Below are 18,960 nucleotides of genomic sequence, written 5' to 3'. Positions count from 1 at the left end.
CTCTTCGCACTCCATGCACGCGACGCTGTGACCGGGGCAACTGAGCCGGTGTGTTCCTCCGGGGCAGCAATGGCCGTTCGAGCTGGCCCACCGGGCGCAGACAAACACCTTGCGGGTTCCGTGGCATTGTGGACATTCCATCGGACGCGCCAGCAGAGCCTCGTTCTCCGAGACACGGCATTCCCTCTCAAGAACCTGGACCATCTGAAACCCCAAGGCCGAAACATGGCTAAGCTATCCATACCCGGAAATCCTAAATTAGAATTTAATTACATACGCCACGAGAGCCTTCCGAGGGGAAGTTCGCGGATGGCAATCTCAGGCCACCGGCAGTCCGCCGCGCGTGTCTCATTCCCAATCTCCGCCGTCTCAAGATCAAGCTCCGGTTGCTCCCGGCATCGGTCAACCCGCGATTTTGCCCACCGATTTTCGCATTCGGATCGTTATAGGCTTTCGCTTTGCTGGAGCGGCGTTAAAGCTGCCCGGCAAATGCCCGAGCGGGAACAGTCCGTTTCTGCGTCGGTTCGTTTGGACAAGGATGTCAGCCAATGACATTGATGGGCGCAGCGGCACTTTTGATCCTTGTCCTGACTTATGCCGGCGTCGCAATCGGGCGTATTCCAGGCCTCCGTCTCGACCGGGCAGGGATCGCCTTGCTGGGGGGTGCGGCGATGATCGCCATCGGCGCACTCAGTATGGAAGATGCCTATCGCGCCATCAATTTCGACACCATTACGCTGCTGCTCGGCATGATGATCGTGGTGGCGCATCTGAAGGTGTCCGGCGCCTTCCGGGCGCTTGGCGCCTACGCTATCGAGCATGCGCACGCGCCTTTCGTGCTGCTGGTGATGGTGACGCTGTTGACCGGCGTGTTGTCGGCGTTCCTGGTCAACGACGCCATCTGCCTGGTCATGGCGCCGATCGTCGTCCACGTCACCCGTGTCATCAATCGCAATCCCATTCCCTATCTGATCGCCACCGCCACCGCGTCCAACTGCGGCAGCGTCGCCACCATCACCGGCAACCCGCAGAACATGGTCATCGGCGCGCTGTCGGGAATTTCCTATCCAGCCTTTTCGGCCGCCCTGGCGCCGGTTGCCCTCTTCGGCCTCGTCGCGGTCATCGTCATCGTGCGCATCGTCTACCACGCCGAATTCGCCCGCACCGCCGATCTCAACCCGGAAGTCTATCGCGGCCGCATGCTGCCGGGACAGGTGCTGAAGGCGGTGGTTGTCTGCGTCGGCCTGGCCATCGCCTTCTTCGCCGGCGTTCCGGTTGCCAAGGCAGCGCTCATCGGCGGCGCCATCCTGCTGCTGACCCGCGCCATCAAGCCGGCACGCATCTACCGCGAGATCGACGGCCCGCTGCTGTTCATGTTCGCCGGCCTGTTCATCGTTGTCGCCGGCGCCGAAAAGACGCTGCTGACGCCCGACATCATCGCCTCGGCCAAGAACCTCGGGCTGGACGACGTCTGGCGTCTATCGGGCTTCACCGCGGTGCTTTCCAACATCATGAGCAATGTTCCGGCCGTGCTGGCGCTGCGACCATTCATACCCGGCCTTGAAAACCCCGGGCGTGCCTGGCTGGTGGTGGCGATGAGCTCGACGCTGGCCGGCAACTTCACCTTGCTTGGCTCAGTCGCCAACCTGATCGTCGCCGAACAGGCGCGGGCGGCCGGCACGCAGCTGTCCTTCTCAGCCTTCTTCAAGGTCGGCCTGCCATTGACGCTGCTGACCCTTGCCGTCGGGACGGCATGGCTGGCGGCTGGATTCTAGAGCAATTCCAGGAAAAAGTGTGAAGCGGTTTTTCGGTCCGGAATTGCGTCGAAACAAAGAGATAGCGTGTTTCGCCGTCTCCACTAAACGGTGAACGCTCTAGCGGATAGTCGCCGATCCTGACCTTGCCCGAACCAGCGTTGCAGCTGCATGTCCGGCGGCCTTGACATAGTCGGGGTTGCGGTGGATCAGCATGATCGAGAACGCGCCGTCCATCAAAAGCACGATTTCGCGCGCCAGGGTCTGCGGCTCGTCGACTCCGTGGCCTGTGAGTTCGCCGGCCAGCCAGGTCTCGAAATTCTGCTTATGCCGCGCCCCCGCTTTAACGGCCGGGTGTCCGGGCATGGAAGCGAGTTCGGCTGCCGTGCGCAGAAAGCCGCAGCCTCTCCATTTCGGGTGCTTCGCCACGCGCGCCAGATTGGTGAAAATCGCCTCGACCTTGCGCTCGACATCGCCTTCGGCCGTCTCGAACCAGCCGGCCATCTGCTTGAGGTTCGGCTGGTCGCGACCGTCGAGATAGGCCGCGATCAAATCGTCCTTGCTCTTGAAATGATAGTAGAGCGTGCGCTTGGTCAGCCCGGCTTTTTCCGCCACTGCATCGACGCTGACGCGGCCGATCCCCTCGGCATAGAACAGCTTCGTTGCGGCATCGACAATGCGTTTGCGGGTAGGGCTTGGTGCTTCGCTCATACGCAAGTATACCGACTAGTGAATATACATACAACCGAAAGCCTGATCCTCTCCGTCGACAAACACAGGGAAGGAAAAGACATGACCGAGCTTGTGCTCACCGAGGCCCGCAACGGGATCGCCATCCTCACACTTAATCGGCCGGAAAAGCTCAACGCCTTGAACTATGCGCTGATTGATCGCCTGCTTGCGCTCCTCGATGCCGCCGAGACTGACGATGCCATCCGCGCCGTCATCCTCACTGGAGCAGGAGAGCGCGCCTTCTCCGCCGGCGGCGACATCCATGAATTCTCAGGCAGCGTGGCCATCGGCGTCGACGTTGCCCTGCGCGACTTCGTCATGCGCGGACAGCGCCTGACCGCAAGGCTGGAGGCGTTCCGCAAGCCCGTCATCGCCGCCGTCAACGGCATCGCCTTCGGCGGCGGCTGCGAGATCACCGAAGCCGTGCAGCTCGCTATCGCCAGCGACCGCGCCTTGTTCGCCAAGCCTGAGATCAACCTTGCAATGCCGCCTACTTTTGGCGGCACGCAGCGGCTTCCGAGACTGGCAGGGCGCAAGAGGGCGCTCGAGCTGCTGTTGACCGGCGATTGGTTCCCGCCGCCGCGCGCCGTCGAACTCGGCCTCGTCAACCAGGTGGTGCCGCATGAGGAGCTGATGTCCACCGCAATTGATCTTGCCCGGCGCATGACCAGACATTCTCCTGCAGCAATTGCCTCAATCCTCACAGCAGTGGCGCGGGGCCTGAACCAGAGCATCGCGGAAGGCTTGGCTGTCGAGGCCGAGCAGTTCGCCCGCATGGCTCCGACCGCTGATCTGCGCGAAGGGCTGGATGCCTGGATCGCACGGCGCCAGCCGGGCTGTGACGGCTCGTGGACACACATCACCGGTCCGGATGAAGCCAGGCGAGCCTCAACGCAGCAGGACGGGCTTGCGGACCGGGATCAAGGCGCCGTCACGGCCACATGACCTTTCATGTTGGGGTGGAAGCGGCAGAAATATTCGACCGCTTCCGCCTTCCGCAGGGTCAGGCTCGCTGTTGTCTTAGGCGGGATCATCACTTCCCAGCCACCCTTGACGGTAGCCGTGTGGGCGAACACGTCCTTGTTCACCCACTTGATCGTGTCGCCGACCTTCGCCTCGACGGTAGCTGGCGAAAGGACAAGCTTGTCGATGGTAACCTGAATGGTTTCGGCCTGCACGGGTGAGGTCCCGAAGACCAGCGCCAGTGCAATCCACAGCTGCTGTTTCGACATGGCCTGTTCCTTACTTCAGCATACCTGCAACATGCTCGGCGTGCTGTTCATGGCCCTGGAAAATCTTCAGGCCGGTCTCCAGCAGGCTCTTCAACTCGGCATTGCTGGCCGATGGGATCAAAAGGGTTTCAAGCGCGCCGTCGACCTGTTTGTGGTAGGCGACCTCGTTGTCGACATAGGCTTTGTCAAAGGCTGCGCCGTCGAGCTTGGCGAGCTTTGCCCGTTCCTCGGCCGCAGCCTTGGTCAGCGCCTGGCTGGTGGCGTTGTCTTCCGGCGTCACCTTCAGCTTCTTGACCAGTTCCAGTGCCTGCGCGTTGACCGCTTCGTGGTCGCGCACCATGTCGTTGGCGAAATCCACGACCTCCTTGGTCTTCGATTTCTCGATCGCCTGCTTGGCGGCTTCCACATCGATGACGCCTGCCGTGTAGGCGATGTGGGCGATCTGCGGGTCCGTCGGCTTGTCGGCGGCTTGTGCAAGCGGGGCAGCGCCAAGCAGCAGCAAGGCAGCGAGGGCGGCGGTGTGTCGGGTAAGCATGGCATCTCCTTCGCCCGGATGCGCGATCGCGCCGGGCCATGTTTTTCAGTTGACGGTCATTGGATGCGCAGCGGCGGCAAACGTTCCCGGGAAAATCGGCCAAATCAGCCGATGATCAGCTTTCCAGGCCGAGCCGCTGCATGACAGCGCTGATCAGCCTGTCGCAGCGCCGGCCGGCGAATGGGAAGGCGTCGAGCAGCACCGGCCCGATCTGGTCGTCGAGTGCCTTGCGCATCAGGGCGCGGGCGCGGTGTAGCCTTGTCTTGACGGTTTCCGGTCGCACGCCAAGTAGCTCGGCGGTCTCCTCGATGCTGAGCCCCTCGATCACCCGCGCCACGAACACCGCTCGGTAGACATCGGGCAGGCTGTCGGTCGCCCGTTCGACCAACTCGAGGATCTGCCGCTGCGCCATCGTCCGCTCCGGATCGTCGCTGGGATTGAGGGGGAACCGGATGATTTCGGCTTGCGGGTTTTTCGCCACCGTCCGCCGCCTTTTGCGCAGACGGCCGAGCGCCTCGTTGATGACGATGCGCGACAGCCAGGTGGCCAGTGAGGACTCCCCGCGAAAGGCATCGAGATGGGTAAAGGCTCTGACATAGGCCTCCTGGACGATGTCCTCGGCTTCAGCATCGTTGCGCACCACGGCGCGGGCGATGCGGTAGAGCCGCTGATTGTGGGTCTTCATGATGATGCGGAAGGCGTTGCCGTCGCGCGCCAGCGCGCGGCGCACGAGAAGCATCTCGCTTGAAGCAGCAGTGGGCATTGCCACCGATATAGCAGGCATGGCCAGTTCCTCGATCCAATCCCCGACCGAAACCTCGATCAAGACATTGGATGACATCGCCGGCAAAAGGTTCCCGGCTATTTTCGCCGGGCTCCGACGGCGCCTATAATACTGCTTCCGCCAGCGGCTTGTCAGCAGCCTGCGCTCGCGCCGTTGCCGCAAGCAGATCGGTCTGCGTGATCAGGCCAAGGATGCGGCTGTTCCCGTCCACGATGATGACTGCATGGGTGCGGCCGTCGGTGAGCACCGGTAGCAGGGCCATGGCGGGCGAATCGGCGGCGGCGGTCGACGCTGTCGACGTAACGCTTCCGACGGCTTCGTCGGCTCGCGTCAATTCCCTCAATCCAACCGTGCCGACCAGCCTGGCGTCCTTGTCGACAACCGGCAGCGTACGGATATTGTGGTCGAGCAGCAGATGACGCGCCCGATCGGCGGAAGCGTGTTCATCGACCGAAATCACATCGCGCGACATGATGTCCTCGCACAACATGGTTCGGTGCGCGCGCATCGTCGCTTGCAGTTCGACCTGTCGCAGCAGCTGTTCAAGATCGTTGCGGTCGATGTCGAAGGTCTCGTCGAGCGCAGCCAGCGCGGCATCGATGTCCTCGGCCCGGAAGCCGATGCGCTCCTGAGCCGGCGGATCGATGGTTCCGTGCGTGCTTTTCGGGGCAGGGGCCTGCACATGCGGGTAGCTGCGTCGCGACAACCTGTGGAAAGCGTAGCCGAGCGCGACCAGAATGATGGAGTTGAGCGCCACCGGCACGAAAGGAAACAGGAAGCCGGCGCTGGTCACAGCCGGTCCGCCGAGCACAGCGGTCAACGCGGCGGCTCCGCCCGGCGGATGCAGGCAGCGCGTGAACGACATGGCGGCGATCGCCAGCGCCACGGCTATGCCCGTGGCGAGAGCCGGCTCGTGCACGAAATGCGCAACGATCACGCCGATCAGCGCGGATATGGTGTTGCCGCCGATGATCGACCATGGCTGCGCCAGCGGGCTCGCAGGCACCGCAAACAGCAGCACCGCCGATGCGCCCATCGGCGCCACCAGCAGAGGCACATGCGGGCCGTTGCCGAGCACCAGCGCGCCGATCGCTCCGGTCAGCGCAATGCCGATCATCGCGCCGATACAAGCGATGAGGCGCTCACGCAGCGTCGCGCCGGCGAGAATGGGGACAAAGAGACGAAAGGCCATGGCAAGCTCAGTCCGGCTGGAATTGTGCGCGCAGCGCCTGCAATGGCGTTGGACCGACGATTTTGAAAGTCAAACCGATCCGAAAAAGCGCGCATTGGGGAAATAACATTGCGCTTGGTTGACCGATGAGCGGCTTTGCGAGGTCGATCGTCCTACGAAAGTCGCTCGCCAATCCTTTCAACGGGTTAAGCCGGCTAGCGGAATCAGCTTGGCAAGTTTGCTGGTGTCATGCCGCAGCGGCCGCTTCCAGCCCGCGCAGGATATCGGCCTTGAGGTCCTCGACATCCTCGAGCCCGATCTGCAGCCGGATCAGCGGGCCGTCATAGGGGCCCTTGGCGACGGTACGGTCGCCGAGGAAGACCGGCACGGCAAGGCTCTCATAGCCGCCCCAGGAATAGCCGAGACCGAAGATTTTCAACGCATCGAGGAAGGCATGCTGCTGTCTCTGGCCGCCGCCTTTGAGCACGATGGAAAAGATGCCGCTCGAGCCGGAAAAATCACGCTTCCACACCGCGTGGTCGGGGTGGCTGGGGAGCGCCGGGTGCAGCACGCGGGCCACGCCGGGCTGGCCTTCAAGCCAGACGGCAATGGCAAGCGCGCTCTTTTGATGGTGATCCAGCCGAACGCCCATCGTGCGCAGGCCGCGCAGGACCTGGTAGACGTCGTCGGGGCCGGCGCAGCAGCCCATCGTGTAGAACGTCTCGCAAAGCTGCTTCCAGCAGTTGGCATTGGCAGACACTGTGCCCAGCAGCACGTCCGAATGCCCGGCCGGATATTTCGTCGCCGCATGGATCGAGATATCGACGCCGTGGTCGAGCGGGCGGAAATAGAGCGGCGTTGCCCAGGTGTTGTCCATCATGACGATGGCGCCCGTTTCATGCGCGGCCTTGGCGATCGCCGGAACGTCCTGCACCTCGAAGGTGTTGGAGGCCGGTGATTCCGTAAACACGACTTTGGTGTTCGGCTTGATCAAGCTGGCGATGCCGGCGCCGGCATGCGGAGCGTAATACTCGACCTCGACACCCAGCCGCTTCAGCATCGTGTCGGCGAAATTGCGGGTCGGATGGTAGACGGAATCGACAATCAGGATGTGATCGCCTGCCGAGAGAAACGCCAGCAACGGGACGGTCACCGCCGCCAGGCCCGACGGCACGATTATGGTGCCGGCGGAGCCTTCCAGCGCGTCGATCGCATGCGCCAACGCATCGGTGGTCGGCGTGCCGCGTGTGCCATAGGTGTATTTCTGGCTGCGAGCCGCCATCGCCGACGCATTGGGATAGAGCACGGTCGAGGCATGCACGATCGGCGGATTGACGAAGCCGAAATAGTCGTGCGGATTGTTGCCCGAATGGGCAAGCCGCGTGTTTCTACCCATTTCGTTGCCGTCAGTCGCCATTGCTCTTCGCCTTGTGGTGAACGCGCTAGCCATAGAGCGGCGGCATTGGCCGTGCAACAGCGGGCGCCCGCCAGGCGGTGCCCTTTGCATAGGCCAATTCCCCCATGAATAGTCTGGAATGCGTGGCGATCCAGAGCCGCGGATTTCATGAGTGGATGTGGATTAGCGTCGACGGACTTTGCCGGTTTTATTTGCGGGGCTCGCTGCTTTCCTGATGCTGTTGTCTGCAATTCAGGCATTTGCGGCAATTGGTTTTCAAAGCTGTCGTGAAACGGTCATTTCCCTTGACCTCACAGAGATAATCGCCTTCGATGCAGTTCGTGAATGGGAGGGGCCGGGCGTCGGTTACGACGCGGGGTTCCGGGAATGAGCCGGATGGGAGCCGGGTTCACGCGGGAAAAGATCAGGATTTGCCTGAGGATCAGGGTTTACCTGAAAACAGAAAAGGGTCTGTGGGTTATGAAACACATTGCAATTGGCATTCTCGGCGCCGCTGCGCTTGGATGGATGGCTTCGGCCGCGTCGGCGAGCACGCTCGACGACGTCAAGGCGAAAGGCTTCATCCAGTGCGGTACCAACACAGGTCTTGCCGGCTTCGCTGCGCCTGACGACAAGGGTGAATGGAAAGGCATCGATGTGGATTTCTGCCGCGCGGTCGCGGCCGCCGTCTTCGGCGACGGCACCAAGGTCAAGTTCACGCCGCTCAGCGCCAAGGAGCGCTTCACCGCGCTGCAGTCGGGCGAAGTCGACATCCTGTCGCGCAACACCACCTGGACCATCAATCGCGATACGGCACTTGGCCTGAACTTCGTCGGCGTCACCTATTATGACGGCCAGGGCTTCATGATCAACGCCAAGAAGCTGCCGGGCGTCAATTCGGCGCTGCAGCTTTCGGGTGCGGCAGTCTGCGTGCAGAGCGGCACCACGACCGAGCTCAACCTCGCCGACTACTTCAAGGCGAACAAGATGGAGTACAACCCGGTCGTCTTCGAAAAGCTTGAAGAGGTCAACGCCGCCTATGACGCGGGCCGTTGCGATGTCTACACCACCGACCAGTCGGGTCTCTACGGCATCCGCCTGACGCTCAGCGCGCCGGCCGACCATGTCGTGTTGCCCGAGATCATCTCCAAGGAACCGCTCGGCCCGGCCGTGCGCCAGGGGGACGACCAGTGGTACCACATTGTCAAGTGGACCTATTTCGCGCTGCTGCAGGCAGAGGAACTGGGCATCACCCAGGCCAATGTCGACGAGATGAAGACCTCGGACAACCCGGAGATCAAGCGCGTGCTCGGCCAGGAACCCGAAACCAAGATCGGCACCGATCTCGGCGTTAGCAATGACTGGGTCGTCAACATCGTCAAGGCAGTCGGCAATTACGGTGAGATGTTCGAGCGCAATGTCGGCACCGGCAGCCCGCTGAAGATCGCGCGCGGCATCAATGCGCTGTGGACCAAGGGCGGCCTGCAATACGCGCCACCGATCCGCTGATCGAAATGCGATCCGGAAGGCAGATTGTCTGCCTTCCGGTTTCTTTTTGCAGGGGATGGGCAATGGCGTCGCAGGAAGTTCTACGCGAGGAGCCGAGCCGCGGTTCCTTCATCAACGATCCAAAAGTCCGTGGAGTTGTCTTCCAGGCGGTGGTTGTCGTCTTGCTGGTGGCGAGCGTCTGGTGGATTGTCCACAACGTCATCGACAATCTGCAGCGCCTGCACATTTCTTCCGGGTTCGGCTACCTGAAAAGCCGTGCCGGCTTCGATATCTCGGTCAGCGCCATCCCCTACAACTCGGACGACACCTATGGCAAAGCCATTGTCGTCGGGCTGATCAACACCCTCATCGTCGCCGTTGCCGGCATCATCACCGCAACCATCATCGGCTTCATCGTCGGCATCGGCCGCTTGTCGCACAACTGGCTGATCCGCAAGATCTGCACGGTCTATGTCGAGATTTTCCGCAACATCCCGCCGCTGCTGGTGATCTTCTTCTGGTATTCGGGCGTGCTGGCGGTCTTGCCCGTGGTGCGTGAAAGCATCAACCTGCCATTCGGCTCGTTTCTCAACCAGCGCGGCTTCTATCTTCCTCGTGCCATCTGGGGTGATGGCTCCTGGCTGATCTTTGTCGCCTTGCTTGTCGGCATCGCCATGGCATGGTTCGTCGCCCGCACGGCGCGCCAGCGGCAGATGGCGACCGGTCAGCAGTTTCCCGTATTCTGGACGTCCCTGGCGCTGATCGTCGGCCTGCCGATTCTGGCCTATGCGCTGAGCGGCTTTCCCCTGACCTTCGATTTTCCGAAGCAATCGACCTTCAACCTGGCCGGCGGTTTCCACATCGGGCCGGAATTCCTGTCGCTCTATCTGGCGCTGTCCTGCTACACAGCCTCCTTCATCGCCGAGATCGTGCGTGCCGGCATTCTCGGCGTCTCGAAGGGCCAGTCGGAAGCGGCTGGCGCTCTGGGGCTGCGGCCGGGATCGATCCTGCGGCTAGTCGTCGTGCCGCAAGCCATGCGCATCGTCATCCCGCCGCTGACCAGCCAGTATTTGAACCTGACCAAGAACTCGTCGCTGGCCATCGCTATTGCTTACCCGGACCTGACGGCGACCGCCGGCACAGTGCTCAACCAGACGGGGCAGGCGGTCGAAAACGTGCTGATCATGATGGTCGTCTATCTCGTCATCAGCCTGGTGACGTCGGCGGTCATGAATGTGGTCAACGCCAGGATGGCGCTGGTGGAGAGGTAAGGCCATGCAGGAACATGATACCGCTTGGGTGCGGACCGAAATGGCACTGGCGCAACAGGCGCCGGCCGGCGTGCGGGGGCCTATCGCCTGGGTCCGCAAGAACCTGATCGGTTCGGTGGGCGACACCATCCTGACCGTACTGGGCATCGCACTGGTGGTGATGATCCTGCCGCCAATCATCAACTGGGCCTTCATCAGCGCCCAGTGGGTAGGGTCCGATCGCTCGGTATGCGCCACGGCGGCGCAAGGCGGCGTTCAGCCGGATGGCTGGTCCGGCGCTTGCTGGGCGTTCGTCAACGCCAAGTTCGGCCAATTCATGCTCGGCCGCTATCCTATTGAGGAGCGCTGGCGGCCGATCCTGGTCGCCATACTGTTCGTGGCGCTGCTGGTGCCGCTGCTGATCCCGCGCGTGCCGCGCAAGGGGCTGAACGCGATCCTGCTTTTCCTGGTGCTGCCGATCGTCGCTTTCGTGCTGCTGGTCGGCGGCATGTTCGGCCTGCCGCATGTGGAGACGCAGCTATGGGGCGGCCTGCTGGTGACGCTCAGCCTGGCCTTCGTCGGCATTGCAGTGTCGCTGCCGTTCGGCATCGTGCTGGCGCTCGGTCGGCGCTCGAAGATGCCGATAGTCAAGATGCTGTGCGTTATCTTCATCGAATTCGTTCGCGGCATCCCGCTGATCACCGTCCTGTTCTTTGCCAGCGTCATGCTGCCGCTGTTCCTGCCCCCCGGCGTTTCGTTCGACAAGTTCCTCAGGGCGCTGATCGGCTTCTCGTTGTTTGCCGCCGCCTACATGGCGGAGGTGGTGCGCGGCGGTCTGCAGGCGATCCCCAAGGGCCAGTATGAGGGTGCGGATTCGCTTGGTCTCGGTTACTGGCAGAAGATGAACCTTATCGTGCTGCCGCAAGCGCTGAAGCTGGTCATACCCGGCATCGTCAACACCTTCATCGGCATGTTGAAAGACACAAGCCTGGTTATCATCATCTCGATGTTCGACCTGCTCGGTGTCGTCAAGCAGAACTTCTCCGATCCCAACTGGGCGACGCCGCAGACCACCAAGTCCGGCCTGATTTTCGCTGCCTTCGTCTTCTGGCTGTTCTGCTTCGGCATGTCGCGCTATTCGATGTATACGGAACGCCGGCTGGACACCGGCCACAAACGTTAAAAACAAAAAAGGGGAACCTGCCATGGTCATAGAAAACGCCGTCAGCGCCGAAGAGATCAAGGTCGATGCCAAGAAGATGCACATCTCGACCACCGATGTCGCAATCGACATCATCGGCATGCACAAATGGTATGGCGAGTTCCATGTGCTGAAGGACATCAACCTCAAGGTGATGCGCGGCGAGCGCATCGTCATCTGCGGTCCTTCGGGCTCGGGCAAGTCGACCATGATCCGCTGCATCAACCGGCTGGAAGAGCACCAGAAGGGCAAGATCATCGTCGACGGCAAGGAACTCACCAACGATCTCAAGAAGATCGACGAGGTGCGCCGCGAGGTCGGCATGGTGTTCCAGCACTTCAACCTGTTCCCGCATCTGACCATCCTGGAGAACTGCACGCTGGCGCCGATCTGGGTGCGCAAGACGCCGAAGAAGCAGGCCGAGGAAATCGCGATGCACTTCCTCAAGCGCGTCAAGATCCCCGAACAGGCCAACAAATATCCGGGCCAGCTGTCGGGCGGCCAGCAGCAGCGCGTGGCGATCGCGCGTTCGCTGTGCATGAACCCGCGCATCATGCTGTTCGATGAGCCGACCTCGGCGCTCGATCCAGAAATGATCAAGGAAGTGCTGGAGACGATGGTGGGCCTGGCCGAGGAAGGCATGACCATGCTGTGCGTCACTCACGAAATGGGCTTTGCCCGCAAGGTCGCCAACCGGGTGATCTTCATGGATCAGGGCCAGATCGTCGAACAGAACACGCCGGCCGAGTTCTTCGACCATCCGCGCCACGAGCGCACGAAGCTGTTTCTGTCGCAGATCCTGCACTGAGCATTTTCATGCGAACCAAAAGAGCCCGGCCGTAATGCGGCCGGGCTCTTTTGCTATCTGGGGTCGGGGTTGATCTTCTCCATTGAAACACAAAGCCGCCGCCGCATGAGAAAAGCCCTGCGTTTCGTGGCCATGCTGATTATCGTGGTCGCGCTCGCTGCCACGCTCGGCACGCTGGTGCCGCGTCCGCTGTGGCCGGCGTCAGCGGCGGGTGAGGGCACGCGCCATATTCTGGTGCTGGAGAATCCGATCCACACCGACATCGCCATTCCCGTCGATGACGAGGTGCGCCGGCGCTTCCATTTCCTGGTCGCTGCCGGCATCCCTGTCGACGCCCCGGAAGTGAGCTACATCGTCTTTGGCTGGGGCGGCCGGGCCTTCTATCTGGAGACGCCGAGCTGGTCGCAGCTGAAAGCAGTGCCCGTCCTCAAGGCGCTGACACTGGACGCCTCGGTCATGCATGTCGATATCGCCGGGGCCATCGCCGAGCCGCACCCTGCTGTCACCGGTTTCGACATCGATGAGGAACGTTTTGCAGCGCTGCTCGACTATATCGACGCGAGTTTCCAGCAAGGGCCGCATGGTCCGGTCGTCATCGAGAACGCCGCCTATTCCAGCTTCGACCGCTTCTTCGAGGCGAACGGCCATTTCAACGCGCTTGTCGGCTGTAACACCTGGACAGCCGCCGGCCTGCGCACCGCCGGCCTGCGCACCGGCTGGTGGAACCCGCTGCCGGCCTCGCTGGGCTTGTCGATGCGGTTTTATAACTAGCAGTCCTTCATCGCACCGCGACAGTGTTGGATCTTTTGAAGTCAGCGGGACAGCACCCCCCTCTGGCCTGCCGGCCATCGCCCCCGCAAGGGGGGAGATCAGCCGTTTTGCCCGCGGCGCTCCTGCTGCGACGCCGGCGATTTTGGCGAAGGCGACGGCGACATCCAATCTCCCCCCTTGCGGGGGAGATGTCCGGCAGGACAGAGGGCGGTGGGAAGGATCGCTAAGTCGACGATCTAGACTGCCGAGCGTCCGCTCGCCATCCATAGAGCCAGTCGAGGTCGGCGGCGAGCTTGTCGGGCGAGCGCATGGCCAGGAACAGATTGCGGGCGATCGCCACCGGGCCGGCAGCATGCCAGGCGAGGCGGTTTACGGCCCCACGACGCGCGGCCTTGGCGACACGCGGCCGCCGAAGATTTTCCCAGATTTGAAAACTTCTGGGCAGATCGCCAGGGAAATCGGCGATAGCGTCGGCAAGCGTGATGGCATCTTCGATCGCCATTGCCGCGCCCTGTGCGGCAAACGGCGTCATCGCATGCGCAGCGTCGCCGATCAGCGCGATGCCCTGCGGGCTCGTCCACCGCTGTTGTTCGACGGTGTGGATCGGAAAGGCCGTCCATGGGCCGGCCAGTGCCACAAGCTTCGTCAGGCCCGGCGCGGTGCCGCGCAGGGCAGCCGTGAGGATCGCGGGATCGGCATGGCCCGACCAACCTTCGGCCATGCGCTCGCCCTTGGTGAAGGCGGCGAGATTGAAGGCCCGGCCTTTGCTGACGGGATAGGCGACCATGTGGAAGCCTGGATGCAGGAACGTGGTGACGCAGTCGGCGGCGCCGATCGCGACAAAGGCTTCGCCGGAGGCGCTCTCGGCCGCGATCGTGACTCGCCAGGCGAGTTCGCCCGAAAAACGGCTTTTGACGAAGTCCTCGCCTGCGAGTTGCGCCCGGACCGCCGACCAGACGCCGTCGGCGCCGACCAGCAGTTTGCCGCGTGCCTCGATCTCGCGGCCGTCCACTTCGGCGGTCACGGCGACATATTGCGCGTCTTTGACGATGCCGGTCACGCGGGCGCCGGTGATGAGCTCAATCTCTGGCCGTTCGGCCATTTGCCCCAGCAGCGCTGCCTGCAGATCTGCGCGATGGGCGACAAGATAGGGCGACTGCCAGCGCGCTTCGGCGGCGTGCCCGAGCGGTACCCGCGCCAGTTCGCGCAGCGTCCCGGCGTCCTTGAGCACGACCGCTTCCGGCCGCAACGCTGCGGGCAGCAGTCGGTCGAGCACGCCGAGTTTTCCAAGAATGCGTGTTGCGTTGGGCGAAAGCTGGATGCCGGCGCCGGCCGCTTCTAGGTGCTGTGCCTGTTCGATCAGCTTTACCGGATAACCCCGTCCGGCGAAGGCAAGGGCAGCGGTCAGCCCGGCGATGCCGGCCCCGGCGATTATGACCTGCCGGGACCTGATGTCTTCCATCGGGCTTGTCGCGGAAGGATCAGGCGGCCTGGTCGATATAAAGGCAACCAGCCGGCAGCGTTTCCGTCGCCCTCAGCTTCGCCGAATAGCGGTAGAGCGTCGAGCAGTAGGGACAGACCTTTTCATTGTCGTCGCCCATGTCGAGGAACACGTGTGGATGGTCGAAGGGCGGGTTGGCGCCGGTGCACATGAATTCCTTGACGCCGATGTCGATTGCCGGATGGCCCGCATCGTTCTGGAAGTGGGGAATGGAACCGCCTGCCATCGTCGTCTCCTTGATCTCGTCGAAAAGCATCTGGAACATAACAGGCCTGTTTGCAAGATCGATGAAATGAAACTGTCGCAAAAGCCTGTCAGAGGATACGGTGAGCCGGTTAAGTGCATGTCCCTGAAATCGGAACGGTTTTCGCCGAAGGGCCATGCGTCACAAAAGCGTGTTAGAGGCATGGCACGTCCAGCGGCGCTCCAAGGGACGGTTGGCGGGGAAGAGCAGGAACCATGAACGAACTGAAGCCGGTGCAGAGCGAATTCATCAATGTCGAGGTGGCGAGCCCCGAGGGCGGCAACCCCGATCGGTTCGTCAACCGTGAGTTCTCCTGGCTGCAGTTCAACCGGCGTGTGCTCGAGGAATCACAGAACGAGCACCATCCGCTGCTCGAACGCGTCCGTTTCCTGTCGATTTCGGCCGCCAATCTCGATGAATTCTTCATGGTCCGCGTCGCCGGCCTTGCGGGCCAGGTGCGCGAAGGCATTGCGCTCAAGAGCCCCGACGGCCGCACGCCGGAGCAGCAGCTGGAACAATTGCTGCGCGAGGTCGAGCGGCTGCAGGAGGACCAGCAGAACAGCCTTTCGGCGCTGATGTTGCTGCTCAACAAGGAAGGCATTGAGAGCATCACCCGCGATGCACTGACCAAGGATGAAAAAGTCTGGCTGGAAGACCATTTCCAGGACCAGGTTTTCCCGGTGCTGACTCCACTGTCGATCGACCCGGCGCATCCGTTTCCGTTCATTCCCAATCTCGGCTTCTCGATGGCGCTGCAATTGCGCCATCGCAAGAATGGCGAGGAGATGAGCGCGCTTCTGCGCCTGCCGGTGGCGCTGAAGCGCTTCATCCGTCTGCCCGACCGCAAGCAGCACGTTCGCTTCATTCCGTTGGAGGAGGCTGTCGGCCTCTATATCGGCAAGCTGTTCCCCGGCTATGAGGTCAAGGGTTCCGGCACCTTCCGCATCATCCGGGACAGCGATATCGAGGTCGAGGAAGAGTCGGAAGATCTCGTGCGCCTGTTCGAGACGGCGCTGAAGCGGCGCCGCCGCGGTTCGGTCATCCGCATCGAATTCGACAAGTCGATGCCCGGCGAATTGCGCGAGTTCGTCGCCGGCGAGCTTGGCGTCTCTTCGAGCCGCATCAGCGTTCTGACCGGCCCGCTGGCGCTCAGCCAGATTTCCGAGATCGTCGCCGTGCCGCGCGACGACCTGAAGTTCACCCCCTACAATCCACGCTTTCCCGAGCGCATCCGCGAGCATGGCGGCGACTGTTTCGCGGCCATTCGCGAGAAGGACATCGTCGTCCACCACCCCTATGAATCCTTTGACGTGGTGGTCCAATTCCTGCGCCAGGCGATGGCCGACCCGGAGGTGGTGGCGATCAAGCAGACGCTCTACCGCACCTCCAACGACAGCCCGATCGTGCGCGCCTTGGTCGACGCGGCCGAGGCCGGCAAGTCGGTAACCGCCCTGGTCGAGCTCAAGGCGCGCTTCGACGAGGAAGCCAACATCCGCTGGGCGCGCGACCTCGAACGCGCCGGCGTCCAGGTCGTGTTCGGCTTCCTCGAACTCAAAACCCATGCGAAAATGTCGCTGGTGGTGCGGCGCGAGGACGGCAAGCTGCGTAACTATGTGCATCTCGGCACCGGCAACTACCATCCGGTGACAGCGCGCATTTACACCGACCTGTCCTTCTTCACCACCGATCCGACGATCGCGCGCGATGTCGCCCAGCTGTTCAACTTCATCACCGGCTATGCCGAGCCGACCGATGAGATGCGGATCGCCATCTCGCCGTTTACGCTGCGCAGCCGTATCCTCAAGCACATTGCCGACGAGGTCGCCTACGCGCTGGCTGGCCGTCCGGCGCGCATCTGGATGAAGATGAACGCGCTCGTCGATCCCAACATCATCGACGCGCTCTATGACGCCAGCCGTGCCGGCGTCGAGATCGATCTCGTCGTGCGCGGCATCTGCTGCCTGCGGCCGCAGGTGCCCGGCCTGTCGGAAAACATCAGGGTCAAGTCGATCGTCGGCCGCTTCCTCGAACACAGCCGCATCTACTGCTTCGGCAACGGCCATGGCCTGCCGTCGGACGAGGCGATCGTCTACATCGCCTCGGCCGACTTGATGCCACGTAATCTCGACCGCCGCGTCGAGACCATGGTGCCGATCACCAATCCAACGGTGCATGAACAGATCCTTGGCCAGATCATGCTGGGCAACATCATGGACAACCAGCAAAGTTTCGACGTATTGGCTGACGGAACCTCCCGGCGCGTCGTGCTGGAGGAGGGTGAGGAACCGTTCAACGCGCAGGAATATTTCATGACCAATCCGAGCCTGTCGGGACGGGGTGACGCGCTGAAGTCGCATGCGCCCAAGCGCATCGCGCAGTTCAAGCGTCGCAAGAAGAACACCGGCTGATGATTTCAACGTCCCAAGGCCGGCTGCAGGATCGCCGGCCGCTGTCCATCATCGACATCGGCTCGAACTCGATCCGCCTTGTCGTCTATGAAGGGCTGGCGCGCTCGCCGACCTTGCTGTTCAACGAAAAGATGCTGGCCGGTCTCGGCCGCGGCATCGTTTCGACCGGCAAGCTCGATCCCGAGGCGGTGACGCGCTCGATGGAGGAGTTCCGCCGTTTCCGCGCGCTCTCCGACCAGGCGGGTGCGGAGCACATGTTTGTGCTGGCAACGGCCGCGGCCCGCGAAGCGATCAACGGCCCCGATTTCATCCACCGCGCCCAGGATGTGCTCAAGACCGAGATCCGCGTGCTCACTGGCCGGCAGGAGGCGCATTATTCGGCGCTTGGCGTCATTTCGGGCTTCCACCCCGCCAATGGCATTGCCGGCGATCTTGGCGGCGGCAGCCTGGAGCTTATCGACATCAATGGCGAGGCGATCGGCGACGGCATCACGCTGCCGCTGGGTGGCCTGCGGCTGCAGGACATGGCCAGGAATTCGCTCGCCCAGGCGGCAAAGATCACCCGCGACGAACTGGCGCGCGCCAAATTGTTGAAGGGCGGGCCGGGACGGCCCTTTTACGCCGTTGGCGGCACCTGGCGAAACCTTGCCCGGCTGCACATGGAAATGACCAACTACCCGCTTGGCGTCATGCACCACTATGAGATCGGTGTCGAAAGCGCCGCCAATTTCCTGAAGCAGGTGGCGAAAGGCGAGATCGAGAAGGTCAAGGGCATCGAAGGTGTGTCGAAGAACCGCCGTTCGCTGCTGCCCTATGGCGCGGTCGTGCTGCAGGAGATCATGGCGGCGATGCAGCCGTCGAAGATTATCGTCTCGGCATTGGGCGTGCGCGAAGGGTTTCTCTATTCGCTGCTCGACCCTGCCGAGCAGAAGGCCGATCCGCTGGTCTCCGCTTCGGAGGAACTGGCGCGGCTGCGGTCGCGCTCGGTCACCCATGCGCATGAGCTTGTCGAATGGACGGACAAGACCTTTGCCGCCTTCGGCATCGACGAGACGGAGGATGAGGCACGCTATCGCCACGCTGCCTGTCTGCTGGCCGATATAGGCTGGCGCGCACACCCGGAATATCGCGGCAAGCAGTCGCTCAACATCATTGCCCACGCATCCTTCATTGGCGTCGATCACCCCGGCCGTGCCTTCCTGGCGCTGGTCGGCCTGTTCCGCCACGAAGGCGTGTTCAACGATGCGGCGCCGGAAATCCGCGGCCTGGCGACGCCGCGCTATCTCGAGCGCGCCCGCATCCTGGCGGCGGTGCTGCGCGTCGTCTATCTGCTGACTGCGGCCATGCCCGGCGTCATGCCGCGGCTGAAATGGGAAAACCGCGGCAATGGCACGTTGGCGCTGGTGCTGCCGGCCTCACTTTCCGATCTTTACGGCGAACGCCCGGCCGGACGGCTGGCGCAACTGGCGCGGATCACCAACTGCCGGCTGGTGCTGGCGGTCGAGGGTGGGCAGAGCGTGTCGGTGAAGTAGGCGCGGCCTGACAGCAAAACCATGTCGTCGTCGGCCTCGCGTTCGAGCACCGGCTTCCTCAATCCGTCGCTGCTTCGCACCGCCACCTTCCCCCTCCGGAGGGAAAGGAAGGGAGCCTCGTTGGAAAGCGTTGGCGGCAATAGGCTCGCGCCC

The 18,960-nt window shown here is 62.6% G+C and carries 17 protein-coding genes; 9 read left to right on the top strand and 8 right to left on the bottom strand.

Annotated features, from left to right (window positions below):
* The first annotated feature begins 548 nt into the window (after positions 1-548).
* A complete protein-coding gene (locus tag NKI88_RS14900; protein ID WP_352655877.1) occupies positions 549-1,775 on the top strand; it encodes an anion transporter in 1,227 nt (408 codons plus the stop codon).
* Positions 1,776-1,874: 99 nt separating this feature from the next.
* Here NKI88_RS14900 and NKI88_RS14895 read toward each other — a convergent pair whose 3' ends face one another.
* Complete coding sequence (locus NKI88_RS14895) at positions 1,875-2,465, bottom strand: TetR/AcrR family transcriptional regulator (RefSeq protein ID WP_352655875.1); 591 nt, start codon at positions 2,463-2,465, stop codon at positions 1,875-1,877.
* 81 nt (positions 2,466-2,546) lie between these two features.
* Here NKI88_RS14895 and NKI88_RS14890 point away from each other — a divergent pair, with 81 nt between their 5' ends.
* Positions 2,547-3,431 (top strand): crotonase/enoyl-CoA hydratase family protein, encoded by an 885-nt coding sequence (locus tag NKI88_RS14890; RefSeq protein ID WP_352655873.1) that lies wholly within the window; start codon positions 2,547-2,549, stop codon positions 3,429-3,431.
* Here NKI88_RS14890 and NKI88_RS14885 read toward each other — a convergent pair.
* The 5 genes from NKI88_RS14885 to NKI88_RS14865 all read right to left on the bottom strand — a co-directional run bounded on the left by NKI88_RS14885 (position 3,407) and on the right by NKI88_RS14865 (position 7,625).
* Positions 3,407-3,718: a cupredoxin domain-containing protein gene (locus tag NKI88_RS14885; protein WP_352655871.1), complete on the bottom strand. Its 312-nt coding sequence runs from the start codon at positions 3,716-3,718 to the stop codon at positions 3,407-3,409. The genes NKI88_RS14890 and NKI88_RS14885 overlap by 25 nt on opposite strands.
* 10 nt (positions 3,719-3,728) lie before the next feature.
* Complete coding sequence (locus NKI88_RS14880) at positions 3,729-4,253, bottom strand: DUF4142 domain-containing protein (protein ID WP_352655869.1); 525 nt, start codon at positions 4,251-4,253, stop codon at positions 3,729-3,731.
* Between the two features lie 115 nt (positions 4,254-4,368).
* Positions 4,369-5,037, bottom strand: a complete 669-nt coding sequence (locus NKI88_RS14875) for an RNA polymerase sigma factor (RefSeq protein WP_352655867.1) — start codon at positions 5,035-5,037, stop codon at positions 4,369-4,371.
* A gap of 103 nt (positions 5,038-5,140) precedes the next feature.
* Positions 5,141-6,229 carry an HPP family protein gene (locus NKI88_RS14870; RefSeq protein ID WP_352655865.1) on the bottom strand — a complete coding sequence of 363 codons (1,089 nt, stop codon included), beginning with the start codon at positions 6,227-6,229 and terminating at the stop codon, positions 5,141-5,143.
* A 226-nt stretch (positions 6,230-6,455) separates the two neighbouring features.
* A complete protein-coding gene (locus tag NKI88_RS14865; protein WP_023820021.1) occupies positions 6,456-7,625 on the bottom strand; it encodes a cystathionine beta-lyase in 1,170 nt (389 codons plus the stop codon).
* Positions 7,626-8,084: 459 nt separating this feature from the next.
* Between NKI88_RS14865 and NKI88_RS14860 the strand changes: the two genes are divergently transcribed.
* From NKI88_RS14860 to NKI88_RS14840, 5 genes are all read left to right on the top strand, one after another.
* Complete coding sequence (locus NKI88_RS14860) at positions 8,085-9,113, top strand: amino acid ABC transporter substrate-binding protein (RefSeq protein ID WP_023684327.1); 1,029 nt, start codon at positions 8,085-8,087, stop codon at positions 9,111-9,113.
* Positions 9,114-9,175: 62 nt separating this feature from the next.
* Complete coding sequence (locus NKI88_RS14855; RefSeq protein ID WP_023684326.1) at positions 9,176-10,363, top strand: amino acid ABC transporter permease; 1,188 nt, start codon at positions 9,176-9,178, stop codon at positions 10,361-10,363.
* A 4-nt stretch (positions 10,364-10,367) separates the two neighbouring features.
* Complete coding sequence (locus tag NKI88_RS14850) at positions 10,368-11,525, top strand: amino acid ABC transporter permease (protein WP_023684325.1); 1,158 nt, start codon at positions 10,368-10,370, stop codon at positions 11,523-11,525.
* Positions 11,526-11,547: 22 nt separating this feature from the next.
* Entirely contained in the window at positions 11,548-12,351 is an 804-nt protein-coding gene (locus NKI88_RS14845; protein WP_023671483.1) for an amino acid ABC transporter ATP-binding protein, read from the top strand.
* Between the two features lie 105 nt (positions 12,352-12,456).
* A complete protein-coding gene (locus NKI88_RS14840) occupies positions 12,457-13,122 on the top strand; it encodes a TIGR02117 family protein (protein WP_023820019.1) in 666 nt (221 codons plus the stop codon).
* Between the two features lie 223 nt (positions 13,123-13,345).
* Here NKI88_RS14840 and NKI88_RS14835 read toward each other — a convergent pair whose 3' ends face one another.
* Positions 13,346-14,584: an FAD-dependent monooxygenase gene (locus NKI88_RS14835; protein ID WP_027049690.1), complete on the bottom strand. Its 1,239-nt coding sequence runs from the start codon at positions 14,582-14,584 to the stop codon at positions 13,346-13,348.
* Positions 14,585-14,603: 19 nt separating this feature from the next.
* Positions 14,604-14,849 (bottom strand): zinc-finger domain-containing protein, encoded by a 246-nt coding sequence (locus NKI88_RS14830; RefSeq protein ID WP_023705697.1) that lies wholly within the window; start codon positions 14,847-14,849, stop codon positions 14,604-14,606.
* Positions 14,850-15,082: 233 nt separating this feature from the next.
* Here NKI88_RS14830 and NKI88_RS14825 point away from each other — a divergent pair, with 233 nt between their 5' ends.
* Positions 15,083-17,275 (top strand): RNA degradosome polyphosphate kinase, encoded by a 2,193-nt coding sequence (locus NKI88_RS14825; RefSeq protein WP_023700662.1) that lies wholly within the window; start codon positions 15,083-15,085, stop codon positions 17,273-17,275.
* The gene (gene ppx, locus NKI88_RS14820; protein ID WP_352655863.1) at positions 17,275-18,807 is read left to right on the top strand and encodes an exopolyphosphatase; all 1,533 of its coding nucleotides are present in this window, start codon (positions 17,275-17,277) and stop codon (positions 18,805-18,807) included. Before NKI88_RS14825 ends, ppx begins: the two co-directional genes overlap by 1 nt.
* Positions 18,808-18,960: the final 153 nt, after the last annotated feature.

Origin of the sequence: Mesorhizobium sp. M0317, from assembly GCF_040321555.1 — a bacterium.
GTDB lineage: Bacteria > Pseudomonadota > Alphaproteobacteria > Rhizobiales > Rhizobiaceae > Mesorhizobium.
The sequence above is the reverse complement of the archived record's forward strand: the minus strand, read 5'-3'. Positions and strand labels throughout refer to the sequence as shown.

Coding starts and splice junctions, on each gene's coding strand:
- NKI88_RS14850 (WP_023684325.1), top strand. CDS start 10,368: ATGCAGGAACATGATACCGCTTGGGTGCGGACCGAAATGGCACTGGCG.
- NKI88_RS14890 (WP_352655873.1), top strand. CDS start 2,547: ATGACCGAGCTTGTGCTCACCGAGGCCCGCAACGGGATCGCCATCCTC.
- NKI88_RS14870 (WP_352655865.1), bottom strand. CDS start 6,229: ATGGCCTTTCGTCTCTTTGTCCCCATTCTCGCCGGCGCGACGCTGCGT.
- NKI88_RS14880 (WP_352655869.1), bottom strand. CDS start 4,253: ATGCTTACCCGACACACCGCCGCCCTCGCTGCCTTGCTGCTGCTTGGC.
- ppx (WP_352655863.1), top strand. CDS start 17,275: ATGATTTCAACGTCCCAAGGCCGGCTGCAGGATCGCCGGCCGCTGTCC.
- NKI88_RS14830 (WP_023705697.1), bottom strand. CDS start 14,849: ATGGCAGGCGGTTCCATTCCCCACTTCCAGAACGATGCGGGCCATCCG.
- NKI88_RS14900 (WP_352655877.1), top strand. CDS start 549: ATGACATTGATGGGCGCAGCGGCACTTTTGATCCTTGTCCTGACTTAT.
- NKI88_RS14825 (WP_023700662.1), top strand. CDS start 15,083: ATGAACGAACTGAAGCCGGTGCAGAGCGAATTCATCAATGTCGAGGTG.
- NKI88_RS14865 (WP_023820021.1), bottom strand. CDS start 7,625: ATGGCGACTGACGGCAACGAAATGGGTAGAAACACGCGGCTTGCCCAT.
- NKI88_RS14885 (WP_352655871.1), bottom strand. CDS start 3,718: ATGTCGAAACAGCAGCTGTGGATTGCACTGGCGCTGGTCTTCGGGACC.
- NKI88_RS14860 (WP_023684327.1), top strand. CDS start 8,085: ATGAAACACATTGCAATTGGCATTCTCGGCGCCGCTGCGCTTGGATGG.
- NKI88_RS14855 (WP_023684326.1), top strand. CDS start 9,176: ATGGCGTCGCAGGAAGTTCTACGCGAGGAGCCGAGCCGCGGTTCCTTC.
- NKI88_RS14835 (WP_027049690.1), bottom strand. CDS start 14,584: ATGGAAGACATCAGGTCCCGGCAGGTCATAATCGCCGGGGCCGGCATC.
- NKI88_RS14840 (WP_023820019.1), top strand. CDS start 12,457: ATGAGAAAAGCCCTGCGTTTCGTGGCCATGCTGATTATCGTGGTCGCG.
- NKI88_RS14845 (WP_023671483.1), top strand. CDS start 11,548: ATGGTCATAGAAAACGCCGTCAGCGCCGAAGAGATCAAGGTCGATGCC.
- NKI88_RS14875 (WP_352655867.1), bottom strand. CDS start 5,037: ATGCCTGCTATATCGGTGGCAATGCCCACTGCTGCTTCAAGCGAGATG.
- NKI88_RS14895 (WP_352655875.1), bottom strand. CDS start 2,465: ATGAGCGAAGCACCAAGCCCTACCCGCAAACGCATTGTCGATGCCGCA.